Consider the following 18,370-nt stretch of genomic DNA (forward strand, 5'->3'; position numbering starts at 1 on the left):
ATCTGTCGTTCCGGTGGATCTGGTGTTATTGATCAGGTTTGTGAAAGTTATACGGTCAAAGCTGTAGGTATTCCGGCATTCAAGGTGGCTTTATGTAAACTGTTCGCGCAGCAGTCGCTCTTCAAGACCGTGACCGGGATCGAACAGGATGCGATGCGCGATGCTGGTCTCCGAGCGGATTTCCACCCAGAGCACGCTTTCCACCCAACGGCTGTCGGCATCGGCCATGACCGGGCGTTTGTCTGGGTCGACCACGTCGAAACGGACCTTGGCGGTCTTGGGGATCAGCGCCCCGCGCCAGCGGCGCGGGCGAAAGGCGGCAACGGCAGTCAGCGCCAGAACATCCGAGCCGATCGGCAGGATCGGGCCGTGCGCGCTATAGTTATAGGCGGTCGATCCGGCGGGCGTGGCCACAAGCGCGCCGTCGCAGACCAGCTGTTCCAGCCGCAATCGCCCGTCTATGGTGATCCGCAGCTTGGCCGCCTGCGGGCCTGCGCGCAGCAGCGAGACCTCGTTGATCGCCAGCGCCTCGTGCATCGTTCCGTCACGTGATTGTGCCTTCATGCTCAACGGGTTGATGACCTCTTCCTCGGCGGCGTGCAGGCGGTCGATCAGATCGGTTTCGCTGTATTCGTTCATCAGAAAGCCGACGGTGCCCCGGTTCATGCCATAGACCGGCGCATCAAGCGCCTGCGTGCGATGCAAGGTATGGAGCATGAACCCGTCGCCACCGAGCGCCACGATCACATCCGCCTCTGCCTCGGGGACATCGCCGAACCGATGGATGAGCGCGGCACGGGCGGTTTGCGCGACGGGCATGTCGCTGGCGACAAAGGCGATCTTGCGGCTCATGCCAGGGTCCTGTTTCCAAAAGGCGATGCACTGGCGCGGATCGAACCACAATTCCCGCGCCAAGACCAGACGTGCCGGTCCTGCAAGCGGATTCGTCGCTTTACATTCTTCCAAAGCGAACGAGTTTCCTTTAGGAAATCGAAAATTCACCCTCTGCCGGAGTTGTTCACATGCCTCATGACGGAAATCAGCCAGTCGCTGACCAAGGCTTTTTCACGGAAACCCTCGCCTCGCGCGATCCCGATCTCTTTGGCGCGATCCGTCAGGAGCTGGGTCGTCAGCGCGACGAGATCGAGCTCATTGCCAGCGAGAACATCGTCTCTGCTGCCGTGATGGAGGCACAGGGCAGCGTGATGACCAATAAATACGCCGAGGGTTATCCCGGTCGGCGTTATTACGGTGGTTGCCAATATGTTGATATCGCGGAAAATCTCGCCATCGAGCGAGCCTGCGAACTGTTTGGCTGCGGCTTTGTCAACGTGCAGCCCAATTCGGGCAGTCAGGCCAATCAGGGTGTGTTCAACGCGCTGTTGCAGCCCGGCGATACCATTCTGGGCATGAGCCTTGATGCCGGTGGGCACCTCACGCATGGCGCGGCGCCCAACCAGTCGGGCAAGTGGTTTAACGCGGTGCAGTACGGGGTGCGCAAAGAGGACAACCTGATCGACTACGACCAGATCCAGGCGCTGGCGAGTGAGCATCAGCCCAAGCTGATCATCGCCGGTGGTTCGGCCATCCCGCGCCAGATCGACTTTGCCAAGATGCGGGAAATCGCCGATTCCGTCGGGGCTTATCTGCATGTGGACATGGCGCATTTTGCCGGTCTGGTGGCGGCGGGCGAGCATCCCAGCCCGTTCCCACACGCGCATGTGGCGACCACCACGACGCACAAGACGCTGCGCGGCCCGCGTGGCGGCATGATCCTGACGAATGACGAGGCACTGGCCAAGAAATTCAACTCGGCGATCTTTCCGGGCATCCAGGGCGGGCCGCTGATGCATGTGATTGCGGCCAAGGCAGTGGCCTTTGGCGAGGCCCTGCGCCCGGAATTCAAGACCTACATTCAACAGGTTATCAAGAACGCGCAGGCGCTGTCGGACCAGTTGATTAAGGGTGGGCTGGATACGATCACCCATGGCACGGACACCCATGTCGTTCTGGTTGATCTGCGCCCCAAGGGTGTCACCGGCAATATCGTCGACAAGGCATTGGGCCGGGCGCATATCACTTGCAACAAGAACGGCGTGCCGTTTGACCCGGAAAAACCCACTGTTACCAGTGGTATACGTCTTGGGTCACCCGCGGGAACGACGCGTGGATTCGGCGAGGCGGAGTTTCGGCAGATCGCGGATTGGATCATCGAGGTGGTCGATGGGCTGGCCGCGAATGGCGAAGAGGGCAATGCGGCGGTCGAGGCCAAGGTGAAGGCCGAGGTTGCGGCGATGTGTGCGCGCTTCCCGCTCTATCCGAATCTCTGAGCCGGAGGGCAGAAAGAAAACCCCGCGCAGTTTGATTTCTGCGCGGGGCTTTTTGTTTGATAACAATGGTGTGCAGGTTGAAGTTAACCCGCACCCTGCCAGCGGATCAAGGCGTATATCAGCCCGCCCAACAGTATCAGATTGAGCACGATACCCCCCAGTAGGCGCAGGATCGCGGTCTTGCGCGCCTCGTCCGGGTCAAGCGTGTCGAGATAGTGACGCATATCCGTGAAAGCGTTGTTTACGCTCGACAAATCCAGTATCCGGGCGAGCTTGGGATGGGCCATCCAATCCTGCGCGCCGAGGATGATCTGACCGGCCCGGCGCTGACGGCGGGGTAGCCGCCGCCCGGCCCGGCGCAATTGCCGCTCAAGTGTCGCGCCGCGCAGGCGCATCCTGTCCGAGAGCGCGGTTTGCAGCTGCACCACCATTGTCTGAAACGCTTCGGTATCAATCACTTGGTCGCCCCTTTGACGGCAGTGTAGCGGGCTGTTGCTGGCTGCTCAAGGGGGCTGGTCATTGATCCGGCGGGGCGATATTCAAGGACCATGTTGAACCGGATCGAACATGGTGCGCCGACCGACAGGCCCGGATTGGTGATTGTTCACGGGCTTTATGGCTCGGGGCGGAACTGGGGGGTGATTGCGAAACGCCTTTCGGACAATCGACACGTGGTCGCGGTCGATCAACGCAATCATGGGTCAAGCCCTTGGTTTGAAACGCAGTCTTACGAAGACATGGCCGCCGATCTGGCCGAGGTCATCGAGGATATCGGCACCCCCTGCGACGTTCTGGGGCATTCGATGGGGGGCAAGGCGGCGATGGTGCTGGCGCTGACGCGGCCTGATCTGGTCAACAGCCTGATCGTGGCAGATATTGCGCCCGTCGCCTATGAGCACACCCAGATACAGTATATCGAGGCGATGAAAGCCGTGGACCTGTCGCGGGTCGAGCGGCGCTCTGACGCTGCTGAGCAACTGCGCGAGACGGTGGACAACCCCGCGCTTGTGCCATTTTTCTTGCAGGCGATCGACGTGACCGGGAAACGCTGGTTGCTGAATCTCGACACGCTGGCGCGCGAGATGCCGAAGATCCTGAGCTTTCCCGAGATGTCAGGCTCTTACCGTGGGCGCACCCTGTTCCTGAGCGGGGCGGAGTCGGATTATGTCGGGCACGCGCATCGCGACCGGATCAAGGCGCTGTTCCCGGCGGCTCAGTTCGCCAAGATCCCCGGCGCAGGCCATTGGCTGCATGCCGAGAAGCCGCGCGAGTTCGAGGCGGCGGTGCGCGTGTGGCTGGGGGACTGAATGCGGTGATCAATCGTCCTCGTAAAGCATTTTGGTCACGACGTAAGTCACCGGAAAGGCCGCAACAAAGCCGAGAGCGGCGGCGATCAGGATCGGGATAAGCGTGTCCTGCCCGATCACAAGGGCAGCGATGACGGCAGAACCCGCGAGGGTGGAGCCGATGAAAAGATGCAGGATGAAGCCAAGGCGCAGCATGGGGTCTCCGGGTCTGAGGGGTGTTGCGGCTAGTCTTAGGCGCGGTTTGGCGCGGGCACATTGATCTGAGTCACAATAGTCTGGATTTACAGGCGCGGGCCGCGCGGGGTATCCTTGTCTGATCATGACATGCGGGGGACGTGCCATCACCGATAAACGTAGCCATGTGAACAAGGTCCTCGAACAGTCGCAATCCGCCTCTGCCCCGGCGCGGTCGCGGGTGGTGGCGTCGTGGCGGCGGTCGATGGTACAGCACGGGCTGGACCCCGCCGAGCGGCGCGCGCCCGAGCGGGTAGAGGAGACCGACTTGCGGCAGCGGCAGGCGGGGTTGGAGCAATTCCTGCAAGTGGCGGCGCCGAAGCTGGATCACCTCTTCGGTTTGCTGGGCCATTCAGGCTGCGCCGTGCTGCTGACCGATGCCGAGGGCGTGGTGCTGGATCAACGCTGTGCCGAGGGCGATGCGTCGATCTTCGAGGATTGGGGGCTGTGGAAGGGGGCGGACTGGTCCGAGGCCGCCGAGGGCACCAACGGGATCGGCACCTGTATCGCCGAGGATCGCCGTGTCATCATCCACCGCGACGAGCATTTTCTGGCGCGCAACACCGCGATGAGCTGCATGGATGCGCCGATCTACGGGGCTGACGGGCGGATCATGGCGGCGCTCGACGTGTCCTCGGCGCGGTCGGATCAGACCGAGGCGTTCAACCGGCTGATTGGCGCAATGGTGGCGCAGACCGCGCGGCAGATCGAGGCCGATAATTTCCGCGCCGCCTATCCGCGCGCCCGCATTCTCTACGCCGATCACGATGACAGCGATGCAGCGATGCTGCTGGCCGTCGATGGCGATGATATCGTCGTGGGGGCCACGCGCGCCGCGCGCAAGGCGTTCGGGCTGGGGCAGGCGGCTGCGATCCGCCCGGTGCCCGCGAGCGACATTTTCGGCCGCGAGGACGGGCCGCGCGGCTTCGAGAAGGCCGAGCGTGCGGCGGTGATTCGGGCGCTGGCGCGGGCCGGGGGCAACGTCTCCGAGGCCGCGCGCGCGCTGGGCATAGGGCGCGCAACGCTCTATCGACGGATGAAGCGGCTTGGTCTCAACGAAAGCACCGGTGACCTGTCTCAGGACTGAGACAGGTGGGCTTGCCCGTCGCCCGGCGACGGGGTGACGCGGGGTGCCGCGGCGCGCAGGTTTGCCCCATTCCCCGGCGGAGGACCGGGGGCAACCGGAGGAAACCCAATGAACGAGATGTCACAGGTGGCGGGCTGCCAAGGCGCGCCCTTCAAATCCCATTACGACAATTTCATCGGCGGCGCGTTCGTGCCGCCCGTGAACGGGCGCTATTTCGAGAATATCACCCCGATCACCGGCGCGATCGTGTGCGAGGTGGCCCGCTCGGACGCGGCGGATGTCGAACTGGCACTCGATGCCGCCCATGCCGCGAAAGAGGCTTGGGGGCGCACTTCGGCCGCCGAGCGGTCGAACATCCTGCTGAAAATCGCCGATGTGATCGAGGCCAATCTCGAAATCATCGCGCAGGCCGAGACATGGGACAACGGCAAGCCCATCCGCGAGACGATGGCCGCCGACATTCCGCTGGCGGTCGATCATTTCCGCTACTTCGCGGGCGTTCTGCGCGGACAGGAAGGCAGCATGTCCGAGATCGACCATGACACGGTCGCCTATCACTTCCACGAGCCGCTTGGCGTTGTGGGGCAGATCATCCCGTGGAATTTCTCGATCCTGATGGCGGCGTGGAAGGTTGCGCCGGCGTTGGCGGCGGGAAATTGCATCGTGTTGAAACCGGCGGAACAGACGCCGGCCGCGATCATGGTGCTGGCCGAACTGATCGACGATCTGCTGCCTGCGGGCGTGCTCAACATCGTCAACGGTTTCGGGGCCGAGGTGGGCGCGCCGCTGGCAAAATCGCCGCGCATCGCCAAGATCGCCTTTACCGGCTCGACCGAGACCGGGCGCAAGATCATGCAAGCCGCGACCGAGAACCTCATTCCCGTCACGCTGGAACTGGGGGGCAAGTCGCCCAACATCTTCTTTTCCGACGTGATGGCGCAGGACGATGCGTTCCTTGACAAGGCGGTCGAGGGGTTCGTGCTTTTTGCCTTCAACCAGGGTGAGGTCTGCACCTGCCCGAGCCGGGCGCTCATTCAGGAGGATATCTACGAGGAGTTCATCACCCGCTGCATCGCCCGCGTGAAGGCGATCAAGCAGGGTGATCCGCGTGATCCCGAGACGATGGTGGGCGCACAAGCGAGTGCCGAGCAGCAAGACAAGATCATGTCCTACCTGACCATCGGTGTCGAAGAGGGGGCCGAAGTGCTGGTCGGCGGCGCGGCGGCGCGCTTCGACGGCGACCTCTCGGGCGGCTATTACGTGCAGCCGACGATCCTCAAGGGGCACAACAAGATGCGGGTGTTTCAGGAGGAAATCTTTGGCCCCGTCGTCAGCGTCACCACCTTCAAGGACGAGGCCGAGGCATTGGCCATCGCCAATGACACAATGTACGGCCTCGGTGCCGGTGTCTGGACACGTGACGGCAGCCGCGCCTACCGCTTTGGCCGCGCGATCGAGGCGGGGCGTGTCTGGGTCAACAATTACCACGCCTACCCGGCGCATGCGGCCTTTGGCGGCTACAAGCAGTCGGGCGTCGGGCGCGAGAACCACAAGATGATGCTCGACCACTATCAGCAGACCAAAAACATGCTGGTCAGCTACAACCCCGAAAAGCTCGGCTTTTTCTGAAGGCTGGATGTGTATCGAGGATCGGCCGTCGGGGTGACCCGGCGGCCATTTCTATTTCGGAGATGGCGTTTGCGGCCCGCCGCGCGGCGCGCTGTGGATGGGCGTTGAATCAGGAGAACGCGCCACGAAATGGGTGATAATCGGGCTTATGGCTTGCACGGGATTGGCGGCTTGCGAGACGGTGCAGGGCGCTGGCCGCGATCTACAGAATGCCGGGCAGGCGATGGAACAGGCCGTAGAGTAAGCCGGTTTCGGCCTCACACCTCGGGTTTCGACGGGTCGGGGATCAGGCCGCCCTTACGGGTGTGATCGAAATTTGGGTCCTTGCGCTTGACCCGGCGTGAGATCAGGTAGGCCAACGGCCAGGCGGCGAGCGCGCCCAGGGCGGCAGCCCCGCCTATGGCAGGCCAGGTGTAGTAGCCCATCGCGAGCACGGCGATGACAAGCCCGCCGACGGTGACGGGGCCGGTGGCGAGGATGAGATACAGGCTCAGACGGTCCATGATGGTCCTCCTTTCACTGTTTCCGTAGACGTGTGAAGGAGGAAGGGGCGTGTCAAGGGGTGCGCTAGCCGCGCTTCTTGACGAACTCCGTCAGGATCACGATGCGCTGGCCTTCGACGCGGCCTTCGATATGGGCCGGATTGTCGGAGACAAGCGATATGCCGCGCACCGCCGTGCCGCGCTTGGCGGTGAAACTGGCGCCCTTTACGGGCAGGTCCTTGATCAGAACCACGGTATCGCCCTGCATCAGCGGCACGCCGTTGCTGTCGCGGTGGCCGCTCTCGCGGGGGATGTTCTCGGCCCAGGCGCGGGTATCGTCATCGAGCCAGAGTTGAGCGGAAAGATCGCGCGCCCAATCGTGCTCCGAAAGGCGCGCGAGCATGCGCGCGGCGAGGACCTGCGTCGCAGGGTCTTCGGACCACATCGCGGCGGCAAGACAGCGCCAGTGGTCGGGGTCGGGCGTACCCGTGATCTGGTCCGTACAGGTGCCGCAGAGCGCGGCGCTCGCCCCGTCCGGGCCACCGGTCACGGGGGTGTCGGTCAGAGGGGCATCGGCAGAGCAAAGCGCACAGGTCATGGGAGAGGGGTCCGGGATAAGGGAGTGATTGGCCTAGCTATAGGCGCAATGCGGCGGCGGGGGAAGGGGGGTCGCGTGGAGGGGGCGGGTTGATAGCCGACATTGGTGCAATGGGTGGGATGGCATCCCACCCTACCGCGATCACCAAGCGAGCTGCGAAAGGGCGATGCAGGTATCTGGCCACGTCGGTTCTGGGAGCATCATCTGCGCGAAGAGGCGGATTTCCGGGCGCATCTGCGCTATTGCTGGCTGGACCCGGTGAAGCACGGGCTGGTCGCGGCACCGCAGGATTGGCCCCATTCGCCGGTCCATCGCGATGCGGGGTATTGGGACGGCACGGATTTCGTGATGTCGCCCGAAAGGTATGGGGGTGTTTGACCTTACGCGACCCGGCGCTCAATCATCCATCTTCAGCGCAGAAATAAACGCCTCCTGCGGGATTTCCACCCGGCCAAACTGGCGCATCTTCTTCTTGCCGGCCTTCTGCTTTTCCAGCAGCTTTTTCTTGCGCGTGGCGTCCCCGCCGTAGCATTTCGCCGTCACGTCCTTGCGCAGCGCCGAGAGGGTCTCGCGGGCGATGACCTTGCCGCCGATGGCCGCCTGGATCGGAATCTTGAACATGTGGCGCGGGATCAGGTCCTTTAGCTTCTCGCACATCGCCCGCCCGCGCTGTTCGGCGCGGTCGCGGTGGACCATCATCGACAGCGCATCGACCGGCTCGTCATTGACGAGGATGGACATCTTCACGAGATTGTCGGCGCGGTAGCCTTCGAGCTGGTAATCGAAGGAGGCATAACCCTTGGTCACCGATTTCAGCCGGTCGTAGAAATCGAACACCACCTCGTTGAGGGGCAAGTCATACATCACCATCGCGCGCGAACCCGCATAGGTGAGATCAAGCTGAATGCCGCGCCGGTCCTGGCAGAGCTTGAGCACATCGCCGAGATACTCGTCGGGCACCAGGATCGTCGCCTTGATGCGCGGCTCCTCGATATGGTCGATATGGCTGGGGTCAGGCATGTCGGCGGGGTTGTGCAGGTCGCGCCGCTCGCCGTCCTTCATGTAGAGGTGATAGATCACCGAGGGCGCGGTGGTGATCAGTTCGATATCGTATTCCCGCTCGACCCGGTCGCGGATCACCTCGAGATGCAAGAGCCCCAGAAAGCCGCAGCGGAAGCCGAAGCCGAGGGCGGCGGAGCTTTCCATCTCGTAACTGAAGGAGGCGTCGTTCAGCGCCAGTTTCTCGATCGCGTCACGCAGGTCTTCAAATTGCGCGGAATCGACCGGGAAAAGGCCGCAGAACACCACCGGCACCGAGGGTTTGAAGCCGGGCAATGCGGTGTCGCAGGGGCGCTTGATATGGGTAATCGTGTCGCCGACGCGGGTGTCGCGGACCTGTTTGATCGACGCGGTGATAAATCCGATCTCGCCCGGGCCCAATTCCTCGACCACGGTCATGGCCGGGCGAAAGACGCCGATGCGTTCGACATTGTAGGTCGCCCCGGTCTGGAGCATGCGAATCCGGTCGCCCTTTTTCATCACCCCGTCCATGATCCGCACCAGCACCACAACCCCGAGATAGAGGTCGTATTTGCTGTCCACCAGCATCGCCTTCAAGGGCGCATCGCGGTCGCCTGCGGGCGGTGGCAGGTGGGCGATGATCGCCTCCAGCATCTCGCGGATGCCTTGGCCCGTTTTGGCCGAAACCGGGATCGCGCTGCTCGCGTCGATGCCGATCACCTCTTCGATCTGTTCCGCCACCCGGTCGAGATCCGAGGCGGGCAGGTCGATCTTGTTGAGCACCGGCACAAGCTCGTGACCCGCGTCGATCGCCTGATAGACATTGGCCAGCGTCTGCGCCTCGACGCCTTGCGTGCTGTCGACCACCAGAAGCGAGCCCTCGACCGCGCGCATGCTGCGCGATACCTCGTAGGAGAAATCCACATGGCCGGGCGTGTCGATCAGGTTCAGCACATATTGCTGGCCATCGTCGGAGGTATAGTCGATGCGGACGGTGTTGGCCTTGATGGTGATGCCGCGCTCGCGCTCGATATCCATGGAGTCGAGCAACTGCTCTTTCATGTCCCGTTCGGCGACCGTGTCCGTCATCTGGATCAGCCGGTCGGCAAGGGTGGATTTACCGTGGTCGATATGCGCCACGATGGAGAAATTGCGGATGTGCGAGAGCGGTGTCATGGCTCTCGCATATGTATGGGAATGGGGGGTTGGTCAAGGTGGATTGCGGCCCCGAAGCACATGCCGGTGGATTGGCGGCACCTGGGCAGGCTGGCCGGGGCGGGCTGACCGCACCGGCCCGGCCCCCCGATCAACAGGGTACTGTGCGGTAGGTGCCGTCGCCGTTTGAATAGGCGCATTGGTCGGTGCGGGTGTTGCGCGCGATCAGAGTGCCGGCGGCGGCACCTGCCAGGGTCGAGAGCACGGTCCAGCCGGCATTGGCGTCGAACGCCGCCGCGCCGAGCAGCCCGGCACCCGCGCCGAGCGCGGCACCGGTCAGTTCGCGGTTGTCCGTGGTGTCGATGCATCCCGCAAGGGTCAGGCTGGCGAGACTGGCAAGGATCAGGTTGCGTGTCATGATGGTGTCCTCTCTGGGTTGGTTTTACAGAAGCTAACGCAGGATAGAGCGGTTCATTCCAAAGGAAAAACGCGCCTCGGCAAGGGATTGCCGACAGGCGGGATCAGACCATCGGCGGCGGCGGTCTGCGCCGCGCACCCGAGAGCGCGTTGCCCGCGATGGCCGTCAGCAGCACCGCGCCGCCGATCAGCGTGTTGGGTGTCGCGGTCTCGCCCAGCACCAGCCAGACCCAGACCGGGCCCAGCACCACCTCGGCCAGCGACAGCAGGGTCAGCTCTGCGGCGGGCACGGTTTTCGACCCGATGGTGTAGAGGATAAGCCCCGCCCCGACCTGAAACACCCCCATGCCGAGTGATATCCCGGTATCATTGGGCGAGAGCGCGAAGCCGAGCCCGAGCGCCGCGCAGGTCGCGCCCATGATGACAATCGCGAAGAGGCCCGAGAGAAAGACAGCCGGCATCATCTCGGTGGCCTTGCCCCAGCGGAGCGTGATGGTGAAGCAGGCAAAGCCAAGGGCCGAGCCGATTGCGGCGAGATTGCCCTTGAGCGCCGCACCAGAGGATTTGTCCCAGACCATGATCGCGATGCCGATGCCGGCCACGGCGATAGCGACCCATGTGGCGGGCCGGACGCTCTCGCGCAGGATCAGGCGGCCGAGAATGGCCGCCATCAGCGGGGCCGACGCGAAAAGCATCATCGCGTTGGCGACCGAGGTGGTCTGTACCGAATAGATGCCCCCCGTATAGGCTGCGACCAGCGACAGCCCGCCGATCACTCCCGGCCAGCCCATGCGCAGCGCAAGGGTGATCGGGTTTCGGCCCGTGCGCAGGCGGATCACGACGAAGAGCAGCAGGCTCATCGAGATCGAGCGGTAGAACAGGATCTGCCAGACCTGTGCCTCGTCGATCAGGCGGATGCCTAGGCCCACCGTGGACCACAGCACACCCGCGAAGAATACAGGCATATAGCCGCGCAGGTCGCGCTCGGGCAGGGTGGCGGCGAGGGTCATTTGAGCGCCTCGTCCTCGGACATCTGTGCTGGCAGGGGGCTGCCGGGGGCAAAGATCGCCTCGGCGGTGTAGGGTGTGTCGTCGCTGCGCTGCGCCGCGCGCAATTCGCGCCAGCCAAGGTACAGCCCCGCGCCGATGATCAGCGTCATGCCCGCCAGCGTGCTCAGCGCCGGGCGTTCATCCCAGAGCAGATAGGCCAGCACGGCGGCGAAGGGCAGGTAGGTATAGTCGAAGGGCGCGATCAACGAGGCATTGGCGATCTGATAAGCGCGCGACAGCAGCATGTAGCCCGCCATGCCGACAAGGCCCAGGAGCGCCAGTTGCGGCAGCGCGTCCGCGCTGGCCACAGACATGTCCCACCGCAGGTGGTGGGTGGCAGGTGTCAGCGGCAGGACATGCGACACGGCCCAGCCCATCGGCAGTATCATCAGCCCAGCAAAGCTGAGCGTGTAGAGCCCCACGGTGAGCGTGCTTTCGCGCTCGCCGATGCGCCGCGCGATGATCTGCGACAGCGCGTAGGTGACGGCGCAGAAAAACGGCAGGATCGCGACCCATGAGAAATTCTCGCCCGCCGGGTTCATCGCGATGAGCACGCCGACAAAGCCGACCACCAGCGCCGCCGTCCGGTGCACACCGATGGTCTCACCCAGAAAGAGCGCGGCGAAAAGCGCGGTGATCAGCGGGGCGGAGAAGAAGATGGTCGAGACCTCCGCCAGCCCCATGAACGGGAACGCCGCATAAAACATGGAGAAGCCGGAGGCGAAGAGGAAAGCGCGCGCCATGTGCAGCGGCCAGAGCGGGGTCAGTAACCGGTGCGGCCCACCGAGCCAGAGGATCAGCGGCGTCAGCACCAGCACCGTCACCACGGAGCGGACAAAGATCAGCATCCAGACCGGGTAGATGGCGAGCAGAGATTTCATCATTGCATCCTGCCCGACAAAGAGCAGCATGCCGATTTCGACACAGAGAATGCCCTGAAGCGCACGGGACGGCACCGGGGCGGGATGCGCGGACAACATCGCCATAAGCGGTCTTTCATTGGTCTGTCGGAGGTGGGCGCGGTGGCCACTATGGTCGGGTTACAGAAGCCGATTGCGACTTTCATGTCCGATAGCGACAAAACCAAGAAAAACCCCGCAGGCTAGGGCCTGCGGGGCGGTACTCGGCACCGAAAACTGTGTCAGCCGCGATTCATCCGGTTCTCGATCAACTCGTCCACGACGCCCGGATCGGCCAGGGTCGAGGTGTCGCCGAGCGCGCCGTAATCATCCTCGGCAATCTTGCGCAGGATGCGGCGCATGATCTTGCCGGAGCGGGTTTTCGGCAGGCCGGGGGCCCATTGGATGAGGTCGGGCTTGGCAATCGGGCCGATTTCCGTGCGGACCCAGGTTTCCAGTTCCTTGCGCAACTCCTCGGTCGGCTCCACGTCGTTCATCAGGGTGACATAGGCGTAGATGCCTTGCCCCTTGATGTCGTGCGGATAACCCACCACCGCCGCCTCGGCGACCTTGGCATGCGCCACGAGGGCGGATTCGACCTCCGCCGTGCCCATCCGGTGGCCCGAGACGTTGATCACGTCATCGACGCGCCCGGTGATCCAGTAATAGCCGTCGGCGTCGCGCTTGCAGCCGTCGCCGGAGAAGTAATAGCCCTTGTATTGCTGGAAATATGTCGCCTCGAACCGTTCGTGATCGCCCCAGACGGTGCGCATCTGACCGGGCCAGCTGTCCTTGAGGGCGAGCACACCCGACGCTTCGGTGTCGGTGATTTCCTTGCCCGATTCGGGCTCCAGCACCACCGGCTCGATGCCGAAGAAAGGCAGCGTCGCGCTGCCGGGCTTGGTGGCGATGGCACCCGGCAGGGGGGTCAGCAGGTGACCGCCGGTTTCAGTCTGCCACCAGGTGTCGACGATGGGACAGCGGCCTTGGCCGACATTGTCGTTGTACCAGTTCCACGCCTCGGGGTTGATCGGCTCGCCCACGGTGCCCAGCAGCTTGAGCGACGACAGATCGCTTTTGCTGACATACTCGGTGCCCTGACCCATCAGCGCGCGGATCGCGGTGGGGGCGGTGTAGAATTGGTTGACCTTGTGCTTTTCGCAGACCTGCCAGAAGCGGCTTGCGTCGGGGTAGGTCGGCACGCCCTCGAACATCAGCGTGGTCGCGCCATTGGCCAGCGGGCCGTAGACGATATAGCTGTGACCGGTGACCCAACCGACATCGGCGGTGCACCAGAACACGTCGCCCTCGTGGTAGTCGAACACCAGTTCCTGCGTCATCGCCGCATAGACGAGATAACCGCCGGAGGTGTGCACCACGCCCTTGGGCTGGCCAGTGGAGCCGGATGTGTAGAGGATGAAGAGCGGATCCTCGGCGTTCATTTCCTCGGGCGGGCAATCGGCTGCGGCCTCGCCGGCCAGCGCGTTGTAGTCGTGGTCGCGCCCCTCGATCCATGTGGTCTGACCGCCGGTATGCTTGACGACGAGGCATTTCACCTTGTCCGAGCAATGCAAGAGGGCCGCGTCGGTGTTGGATTTGAGCGCCGTCTTGCGCCCGCCGCGCGGGGCCTCGTCGGCGGTGATGACGACCTTGGCCTGACAGCCGTTGATCCGCGCCGAGAGCGCGTCGGGCGAGAAGCCCGCGAAAACGATGGAATGAATGGCCCCGATCCGGGCACAGGCGAGCATCGCATAGGCCGCCTCGGGGATCATCGGCAGGTAGAGCACCACGCGGTCGCCGCGCCCCACACCCATATCCTTGAGGACATTGGCCATGCGGCAGGTGTTCTCGTACAAATCGCGATAGGTGATGTGCTGCGCCGCATCCTCGGGGTTGTCCGGCTCCCAGATGATGGCGGTGCGGTCGCCGCGCGCCTCGAGATGGCGGTCGATGCAGTTGGCGGCGACATTGAGCGTGCCGTCATCGAACCACTTGATCGAGACATTGCCGAAGTCGTAATTCACGTCCTTGACGCGGGTGTAGGGCTTGATCCAGTCGATCCGCTTGCCATGCTCGCCCCAGAATGTCACCGGATCAGTGACCGAGGCGGCATACATTTCCTTGTATTTCGCGGCGTCCACATGGGCGTTCGCCGCGAACTCTGCGGAGGGGGGATAGGTGGTGTCGGACATTTGAACAAACCCTTACTGTCTGCGGTCGATAGAAATTCGGGCCCGCCCCGTTCGTTCCGGGGAGAAACAGCCAAGGGCGGGCGATTCGGCCTCAGATGGCCAGATATTCGGCGCGGAGGTCCTCGTTATCGAGGACTTCCGCTGCCGTACCGTCAAACACGATCCCGCCGGTGTCAAGGATCACCGCACGGTCGGCAAGCTCCAGTGCGCGCACGGCGTTCTGTTCGACGAGGATGGTAGTGATGCCCTGCTCCTTGATGATGCGCAGGGTTTTCTCGATCTCGTCGACGATCACCGGGGCGAGACCCTCATAGGGCTCGTCCAGCAGCAGCACCTTGATGTCGCGGGCCAGCGCGCGGGCCACGGCGAGCATCTGCTGTTCGCCGCCTGAAAGCGTCGTACCCTCTTGCTTGCGGCGCTCGGCCAACCGCGGGAACAACTCGTAGAGGCGGTCGAGCGACCAGCCGATGGGCGGCGCGATCTGTGCCAGTTGCAGGTTTTCCTCGACCGTGAGGCCGGAGATAATGCAGCGATCTTCGGGCACAAGGCCGATGCCCGCCGCCGCCGCCTCGTGGCTTTTCATGTTGTGCAGCGGCTGATGGTCGAGCCAGATTTCGCCATGCGTGACCTGCGGGCTGTCCATCCGGGCAATCGAGCGCAGGGTCGTGGTCTTGCCGGCTCCGTTGCGGCCCAGAAGTGCCAGGATCTCGCCCTCGTGGACGTTGAACGAGATGTTCTGGACGATGTAGCTCTCGCCGTAATAGCTCTCCATGTTCCACACCGAGAGGAAAGCGGGGGCGGTTTCGGCGTAGTTCCTGCCTTTGGAAAAGTCGGGTTTGACGTTCATGATCCGCGCTCCTGTCAGGCCGCCGTTTCGCCAAGATACGCTTCGCGCACCTTGGGATGGCCCTTGATGTTTTCGGGGGTGTCCTCGACCAGCGGGCTGCCCTGCGCCAGCACGGTGATCCGTTCGGCGAGGGAGAACACGACATGCATGTCATGCTCGATGATCGCGATGGTGATGTCGCGCTCGTCCTTGATCTGTTTCAAGAGGTCGATGGTATTGTTGGTATCGGCCCGCGCCATGCCCGCTGTCGGCTCGTCGAGCAGCAGCAGTTTCGGGGTTTGCGCGAGGCACATGCCGATTTCCAGACGCCGCTTGTTGCCGCGCGACATCGAGGCGGACTGCATGTGGCGCTGATCCTGGAGGTTGAGGTCTTCAAGCATCGCCTCGGCCTGATCAATGATCTCTTTCTCGTTCAGCGAGCTTTCAAGCGCATGCATCCGGAACACGCCGTCGCGCTTGGCGAAGATCGGGATCATCATGTTTTCCTGCACCGTCAGATCACCGAAGATTTCCGGCGTCTGGAACACCCGGGAAATGCCCATCTGGTTGATCTCGTAGGGTTTGCGCCCCAGCACCGACTGGCCCTGGAACATGACCGAGCCGGTATCCGGGATGAGCTTGCCGATCAGACAGTTGAGCAGCGTGGATTTGCCCGCCCCGTTCGGCCCGATGATCGCATGCACGCTGTTTTCCGCGACGCTGAGGTTCACGTCCCCCAACGCCTGCAACCCGCCGAAGCGCTTGTTGACGTTCTTGACTTCGAGAATGCCCATGTCCTGCGCTCCTTATTCGGCTGGGGTGGATTGAGTGGATTTCTTGGCGTCATCCGGTTTCTTGCGGCGGAAAAGCCGTGCGATGCGCTGACCACCCTCGACAAGGCCACCGGGCAGGAAGATCACGACGAGCATGAACAGCAGCCCGAGCGTGAGGTGCCAGCCCTTGCCGACGAAGGGGTGCACGAGTGTTACCATCAGGTTTTCGATCCCGTCGGGCATGAAGCTGAACCAGCTATGCAGCACGCCGTCGTTGATCTTTGAGAAGATGTTCTCGAAATACTTGATGAACCCCGCGCCCAGAACCGGGCCGATCAACGTACCAGCGCCGCCGAGGATGGTCATCAGCACGACCTCGCCTGATGCCGTCCATTGCATGCGCTCGGCGCCTGCCAGTGGATCCATCGAGGCCAGAAGCCCGCCTGCAAGCCCGGCATACATGCCCGAGATCACGAAGGCCGCGAGCGCATAGGGCCGCGCGTTCAGGCCGGTATAGGTCATCCGCGTGTTGTTCGACTTGATCGCGCGAAGCATCATGCCAAACGGCGAACGGAAGATGCGGATCGCGATGTAGAAGCTGAGCAGCATCAGGACCGCGCAGAGATAGTAGCCTGCCGAGATGTCGAACGACCAGTTGCCGAAGTTGAGCGTCGTGAATTCGCGCATCTCGATGCCGAACAGGTTGGTGACCGGGATGGAGCCGTCCTCGGTGCGGCTGACGCCGAGGATGCGCGGATCGTCAAGGGTCAGTTGCAGGCCGGTCTCGCCATTGGTGATCGGGGTCAGGACCGAATAGGCAAGGTTGAAGCTCATCTGCGCAAAGGCCAGTGTCAGGATCGAGAAGTAGATGCCCGAGCGGCGCAGCGAGATGAAACCGATCAGCAGCGAAAAGAGCCCCGCCACGACCACGCTGAGCAGGATCGCGGGGATGACATTCATGCTGAGCAGCTTGAACATCCAAACCGCAGAGTAGCTGCCCACCCCGAGGAATGCGGCGTGACCGAAGCTGAGATAGCCGGTCAGGCCGAACAGGATGTTGAAGCCGATCGCGAAGATCCCGTAGATCGCGAAACGCTGCATCAGGTCCGGGTAGCCCGCGTTGAACTGTGCCATGGCGCTGTCGGCCGGGAATGGGTTGAGGATGAAGGGCGCGCAGAGTGCCAGGACGGCGACGATGAGCAGCAGCGAGAAGTCTCTTTTGTTCAGTCCGAGCATTGTCTTATTCCTCCATCACGCCTTTGCGGCCCATCAGGCCCCGCGGACGGGTCAGCAGAATGATGATGGCCACGAGGTAGATGATGATCTGGTCGATTCCGGGAAGGATCGACTTGATTTCGTTCATCGAGGCAAAGCTTTCGAGCACGCCCAATAGGAAGCCCGCAAGCACCGCACCCGGCAGCGAGCCCATGCCGCCGACGACGACGACCACAAAGCTCAGCACCAGGAAATCCATGCCCATGTGATAATTCGGAGAGTTGATCGGCGCGTACATTACCCCGGCGAGTCCGGCCACGGCGGCGGCGATGCCGAACATGATGGTGAAACGCTTGTCGATATTGATACCCAGAAGCTGCACCGTCTCGCGGTCGGCCATGCCGGCGCGGACCACCATTCCGAAAGTGGTGAATTGCAGGAAGGCGAAGACGCCCCCGATGATCACGGCGGCAAAGGCGAAATAGACCAGGCGCCAGTAGGGGTAGATGATCGCATTGGGATCGAAGCCCAGCATCACCCCGAAATCGAAAGAGCCGCGGAAGACTTCGGGCGCGCCGGTGGGGATCGGGTTGGCCCCGTAGAAATATTTGATGATTTCCTGAAGCACGATGGCAAGGCCGAAGGTCACGAGGATTTGATCGGCATGCGGGCGCTTGTAGAAATGCTTGATCAGCCCGCGTTCCATTATGAAACCGATAGCGATCATGACCGGGATCGAGAACAGGATCGCGAGCGGCACCGCCCAGTCGATGATTGCACCGCCCATCTCGGGGCCAAGCCAGTCCTCGACATAGGTGGTCTTGACCTTGGCGGGGTTGCCGAGAAAGTCGGTCTTGTTCGGGTCGATGGTCTCGTAGCTGAGATTGAGGATACGTGACAGTGTGACGGCGCAGAACGCGCCGATCATGAACAGTGCGCCATGGGCGAAATTGACGACTCCGAGCGTGCCGAAAATCAGCGTCAGGCCAAGCGCGATCAGCGCATAGGCCGAGCCCTTGTCGAGCCCGTTGAGAATTTGAAGAATGATTGCGTCCATTGTTCCCACCCATGGGTTAGAGGCGATGGTGGCCTTTTGCGAAAGCGAACCGCCAAGGGAGTCGGCCGCGCGCAGCGGGCGCGCGGCCGGTCAGTCACGT

Annotated in this window: 20 protein-coding genes; 6 read left to right on the forward strand and 14 right to left on the reverse strand. The window is 62.9% G+C overall.

Annotated elements, in window-relative coordinates; translation table 11 throughout:
- Positions 1–90: 90 nt before the first annotated feature.
- On the reverse strand, positions 91–852 hold the full coding sequence (locus BHD06_RS03715; RefSeq protein ID WP_080455652.1) for an NAD kinase: 762 nt from the start codon (positions 850–852) through the stop codon (positions 91–93).
- Between the two features lie 170 nt (positions 853–1,022).
- Between BHD06_RS03715 and glyA the strand changes: the two genes are divergently transcribed.
- Positions 1,023–2,330, forward strand: a complete 1,308-nt coding sequence (gene glyA / locus BHD06_RS03720) for a serine hydroxymethyltransferase (protein ID WP_080455653.1) — start codon at positions 1,023–1,025, stop codon at positions 2,328–2,330.
- A gap of 83 nt (positions 2,331–2,413) precedes the next feature.
- Here glyA and BHD06_RS03725 read toward each other — a convergent pair whose 3' ends face one another.
- Positions 2,414–2,788 (reverse strand): hypothetical protein, encoded by a 375-nt coding sequence (locus BHD06_RS03725; RefSeq protein ID WP_080455654.1) that lies wholly within the window; start codon positions 2,786–2,788, stop codon positions 2,414–2,416.
- Positions 2,789–2,878: 90 nt separating this feature from the next.
- Between BHD06_RS03725 and BHD06_RS03730 the strand changes: the two genes are divergently transcribed.
- Positions 2,879–3,637 (forward strand): alpha/beta fold hydrolase, encoded by a 759-nt coding sequence (locus BHD06_RS03730; protein ID WP_080455655.1) that lies wholly within the window; start codon positions 2,879–2,881, stop codon positions 3,635–3,637.
- 9 nt (positions 3,638–3,646) lie between these two features.
- Here BHD06_RS03730 and BHD06_RS03735 read toward each other — a convergent pair whose 3' ends face one another.
- Entirely contained in the window at positions 3,647–3,832 is a 186-nt protein-coding gene (locus BHD06_RS03735; protein WP_080455656.1) for a CTP synthetase, read from the reverse strand.
- 244 nt (positions 3,833–4,076) lie between these two features.
- Here BHD06_RS03735 and BHD06_RS03740 point away from each other — a divergent pair, with 244 nt between their 5' ends.
- From BHD06_RS03740 to BHD06_RS03750, 3 genes are all read left to right on the forward strand, one after another.
- The gene (locus BHD06_RS03740; RefSeq protein ID WP_080455949.1) at positions 4,077–4,958 is read left to right on the forward strand and encodes a helix-turn-helix domain-containing protein; all 882 of its coding nucleotides are present in this window, start codon (positions 4,077–4,079) and stop codon (positions 4,956–4,958) included.
- A 108-nt stretch (positions 4,959–5,066) separates the two neighbouring features.
- The gene (gene adh / locus BHD06_RS03745; RefSeq protein ID WP_080455657.1) at positions 5,067–6,587 is read left to right on the forward strand and encodes an aldehyde dehydrogenase; all 1,521 of its coding nucleotides are present in this window, start codon (positions 5,067–5,069) and stop codon (positions 6,585–6,587) included.
- Between the two features lie 97 nt (positions 6,588–6,684).
- On the forward strand, positions 6,685–6,831 hold the full coding sequence (locus BHD06_RS03750; protein ID WP_080455658.1) for an entericidin A/B family lipoprotein: 147 nt from the start codon (positions 6,685–6,687) through the stop codon (positions 6,829–6,831).
- Positions 6,832–6,844: 13 nt separating this feature from the next.
- On the opposite strand, the gene BHD06_RS03755 is transcribed toward BHD06_RS03750, so the two are convergent.
- A complete protein-coding gene (locus tag BHD06_RS03755; RefSeq protein WP_080455659.1) occupies positions 6,845–7,090 on the reverse strand; it encodes a hypothetical protein in 246 nt (81 codons plus the stop codon).
- A gap of 64 nt (positions 7,091–7,154) precedes the next feature.
- Positions 7,155–7,667 carry an alkylphosphonate utilization protein gene (locus BHD06_RS03760; protein WP_080455660.1) on the reverse strand — a complete coding sequence of 171 codons (513 nt, stop codon included), beginning with the start codon at positions 7,665–7,667 and terminating at the stop codon, positions 7,155–7,157.
- A 114-nt stretch (positions 7,668–7,781) separates the two neighbouring features.
- On the opposite strand from BHD06_RS03760, the gene BHD06_RS03765 reads away from it, so the two are divergent.
- A complete protein-coding gene (locus tag BHD06_RS03765; protein WP_139784625.1) occupies positions 7,782–8,045 on the forward strand; it encodes a hypothetical protein in 264 nt (87 codons plus the stop codon).
- A gap of 18 nt (positions 8,046–8,063) precedes the next feature.
- Here the strand turns inward: BHD06_RS03765 and lepA are convergent, their stop codons facing one another.
- The 9 genes from lepA to BHD06_RS03810 all read right to left on the reverse strand — a co-directional run bounded on the left by lepA (position 8,064) and on the right by BHD06_RS03810 (position 18,270).
- Positions 8,064–9,863, reverse strand: coding sequence for a translation elongation factor 4 (gene lepA, locus BHD06_RS03770; protein WP_080455662.1), 1,800 nt, complete (start codon positions 9,861–9,863; stop codon positions 8,064–8,066).
- Between the two features lie 130 nt (positions 9,864–9,993).
- Entirely contained in the window at positions 9,994–10,260 is a 267-nt protein-coding gene (locus BHD06_RS03775) for a glucose-6-phosphate isomerase (protein WP_080455663.1), read from the reverse strand.
- A gap of 103 nt (positions 10,261–10,363) precedes the next feature.
- Positions 10,364–11,269, reverse strand: a complete 906-nt coding sequence (locus BHD06_RS03780; RefSeq protein ID WP_080455664.1) for a DMT family transporter — start codon at positions 11,267–11,269, stop codon at positions 10,364–10,366.
- Positions 11,266–12,294 carry a DMT family transporter gene (locus BHD06_RS03785; RefSeq protein ID WP_080455665.1) on the reverse strand — a complete coding sequence of 343 codons (1,029 nt, stop codon included), beginning with the start codon at positions 12,292–12,294 and terminating at the stop codon, positions 11,266–11,268. The genes BHD06_RS03780 and BHD06_RS03785 overlap by 4 nt, the downstream gene beginning before the upstream one ends.
- Positions 12,295–12,449: 155 nt before the next feature.
- Positions 12,450–14,399: an acetate--CoA ligase gene (acs, locus tag BHD06_RS03790; protein ID WP_080455666.1), complete on the reverse strand. Its 1,950-nt coding sequence runs from the start codon at positions 14,397–14,399 to the stop codon at positions 12,450–12,452.
- A gap of 91 nt (positions 14,400–14,490) precedes the next feature.
- Positions 14,491–15,246, reverse strand: a complete 756-nt coding sequence (locus BHD06_RS03795) for an ABC transporter ATP-binding protein (RefSeq protein ID WP_080455667.1) — start codon at positions 15,244–15,246, stop codon at positions 14,491–14,493.
- 14 nt (positions 15,247–15,260) lie between these two features.
- Positions 15,261–16,019, reverse strand: coding sequence for an ABC transporter ATP-binding protein (locus BHD06_RS03800; RefSeq protein ID WP_080455668.1), 759 nt, complete (start codon positions 16,017–16,019; stop codon positions 15,261–15,263).
- Between the two features lie 12 nt (positions 16,020–16,031).
- Entirely contained in the window at positions 16,032–17,234 is a 1,203-nt protein-coding gene (locus tag BHD06_RS03805) for a branched-chain amino acid ABC transporter permease (RefSeq protein WP_080455669.1), read from the reverse strand.
- 4 nt (positions 17,235–17,238) lie between these two features.
- Positions 17,239–18,270, reverse strand: coding sequence for a branched-chain amino acid ABC transporter permease (locus tag BHD06_RS03810; RefSeq protein WP_080455670.1), 1,032 nt, complete (start codon positions 18,268–18,270; stop codon positions 17,239–17,241).
- Between the last annotated feature and the right edge of the window lie 100 nt (positions 18,271–18,370).

Origin of the sequence: Roseovarius sp. A-2, assembly GCF_002072155.1 — a bacterium.
In the GTDB taxonomy this organism is placed as follows: Bacteria; Pseudomonadota; Alphaproteobacteria; order Rhodobacterales; family Rhodobacteraceae; genus Roseovarius.